Source organism: Acidisphaera rubrifaciens HS-AP3 (genome assembly GCF_000964365.1).
Classification (GTDB): Bacteria; Pseudomonadota; Alphaproteobacteria; order Acetobacterales; family Acetobacteraceae; genus Acidisphaera; species Acidisphaera rubrifaciens.
Genome location: NZ_BANB01001184.1, coordinates 1 through 2,222, shown reverse-complemented (window position 1 = coordinate 2,222; position 2,222 = coordinate 1). Strand labels below are relative to the sequence as shown.

Below are 2,222 nucleotides of genomic sequence, written 5' to 3'. Positions count from 1 at the left end.
GACCTCGTCCCCCGTTTCCTGCGGCTCGGCGGCGCCGCGCGGCGCGGGCGCGGGACCGGCCTCGGTCGTCGGATGCGCTGGATCGGCCGGCGACGGCGCGTCCTCCGCCAGGATGCGGCGGATGGACGCGAGGATTTCCTCCATCGACGGGTCCGGCTCGCCCGCCGGTCCGCCCTGTGCGTGGCTCATGTCCAGGCCGTCATCGGCGCCTTCGCCATGGCGCTAGCGCGCGGGTTGATCGGTCGCATAGTCGCCGGTGCCGACCCAGCGGTCGCGCACCGCGTTGTAGTAGGCGGTATCGTCATACAGCGGGACCGGCAGGTTCAGGTCGCGCGCGGTCAGCCGCCCGACCGCCGCCGCCACCTGATAGGAGGCGGTGACGAGGCTGGCGAGGTTCTGCACCAGCGTCACCTCGGACTGCAGCAGCGCCTGCTGGGCGTTCAGCACGTCGAGCGTGGTGCGGCTGCCGACGATCGCCTCGCGCTCCACGCCTTCGAGGGCGATGCGGTTGGCGGTGATCTGGCTGCGCGTGCTGTCCACGGTCGCGCGCGCGGCGATCAGCGTCTCCCAGGCCTGGATCGCCTGCTGGCGCGCGGCCCGGCGGGCGTCGTCCACCAGTTTGCGCGTCTGCTGCTGCGTCTGGCGCGCCTGACGCACGGCCGAATACTCGCTGCCGCCCTGATACAGCGGCACGTTCAGGTTCGCGGTGACGGAATAGATGTTCTGATCGATCTGCTGGCCGCCGGCGTTGACCGAAAGCTGGCCCTGTCCCTGCAGGTTCACGGTCGGCATCAGCGCGCTGTAGGCCACCTCCACCGCGTCCTTGGCCGAGGCGTCGTCGAACAGAGCCGCGACCACCTGCGGATTGTTGCTGGCCGACAGGGTGACGGCCTGTTCCTCCGTCCGGACCGGCAGGGTGAGTGGCTGCGGCGGGACGAGATCGCCCGGCGGCAGATAGCCGACCGCGCGCTGGAACGTCGCCCGCGACGAGGCAAGCTGCCCCTCGGCCGTCTCGCGCGTCGCGGTGGCGCCGGCGAGCGCCGCCTCCGCCTGCGCCACGTCGGTGCGGGTGATCTCGCCCACGCGGAAACGGTCGTTCGTCGCCTGCAGCTGCTTGGTCAGCACCTGTTCGTTGCTGATGTCGAGCTGCAGGATCTGCTGCGCCTGAATGACGCCGACATACGCATTCACCACGTTGGTGAACGACGTCTGTTCCTGCGTGATCAGCCGCGCCCGCTCCGCCATCACCTGATTCTCGGCGCGGTCGGTGGAGGCGCGGGTGCGGCCGCCGGTGTAGAGCGGCTGCGTGATCGTCAGCGTGCCCGCCGCGGCATCAGCGCCCAAAGGGAACTTGATGAATCCCCCCGTCAGGCTGCCGAGGTTTTCGCGGAGCAGGCCACCCGTGTAGCCGGCGCTGCCGGACGCGATCACCGTCGGTCGCCACCCGGCCAGCGCCTGCGGCACGTTTTCGTCGGTCGCCCGCACCTTCGCCCGTTCCGCCAGAAGCTGCGGATCGGTCGCGTAGCTGGCCGCCAGCGCCTGGGCCAGCGTGTGGACGCCGTACTCCGACGGGATGGACGGCGCACCGGCGCGCGGGGTGGTCAGGCGCGATGTCCGCGTGCGGGACCGGGACGGATGCGTCGCGTGCGCGGTGCTCCGCGTCGTGGATCGGCCTGACGGCGTGGCCGCCGTGGTGCCATCCGTCTGCGCCGCCGCCGGGGACGCCAGCATGGGCGCGGCCGCGGGTGCCAGCGTCAGCGCCGCGAGCGCCGCAAGACTCACGCCGCGCCGCCAGCGGCGATCGGCCCGGCGGGCCGGGAAGAGGGCCAGGTCGCGGAGATCCTTCATCGTCCAACCTCTGCTGTGCCGGCCGCGGAACGGGCGGCCGAGCGGGTCCGTGCGCCGGGCGCACGGTTGAGCAAGACGGCAGTGTTTGCCGGCCGGCCCCAATTTGCAAATCTCTTCCGTGGCCTCGGTGCGCAAACCGTCGCGGCGTGTGCGCGGCGACACGTGTCGCCCCGGCGGGGCGCGGGCCGTATGCCCCGGCGGGGCGCCGGGCGTGCGCGGCGGCGCGACCGGGGGTTGCGCGGACGCGTCCGAACGCGTGTCAGAAGCTGAAGGCCGGGGCCGGCAGCAACGCGGGGATCAGGCTTGCCGTGCAGTCGAAGGCCGGCTGCGGCCGCAGCCCGGCGGGCGTCGCCTCGGCCAGCACGGCGCTGCCC

1 protein-coding gene and 1 pseudogene are annotated in these 2,222 nt (G+C 72.7%); both read right to left on the bottom strand.

The genetic code is table 11. The features are described from left to right. A pseudogene (locus tag B8460_RS20595) lies at positions 1–189 on the bottom strand (hypothetical protein); the annotation flags it as partial. A gap of 33 nt (positions 190–222) precedes the next feature. Beyond that, a complete protein-coding gene (locus B8460_RS20590) occupies positions 223–1,848 on the bottom strand; it encodes a TolC family outer membrane protein (RefSeq protein ID WP_241771259.1) in 1,626 nt (541 codons plus the stop codon). Positions 1,849–2,222 lie beyond the last annotated feature (374 nt).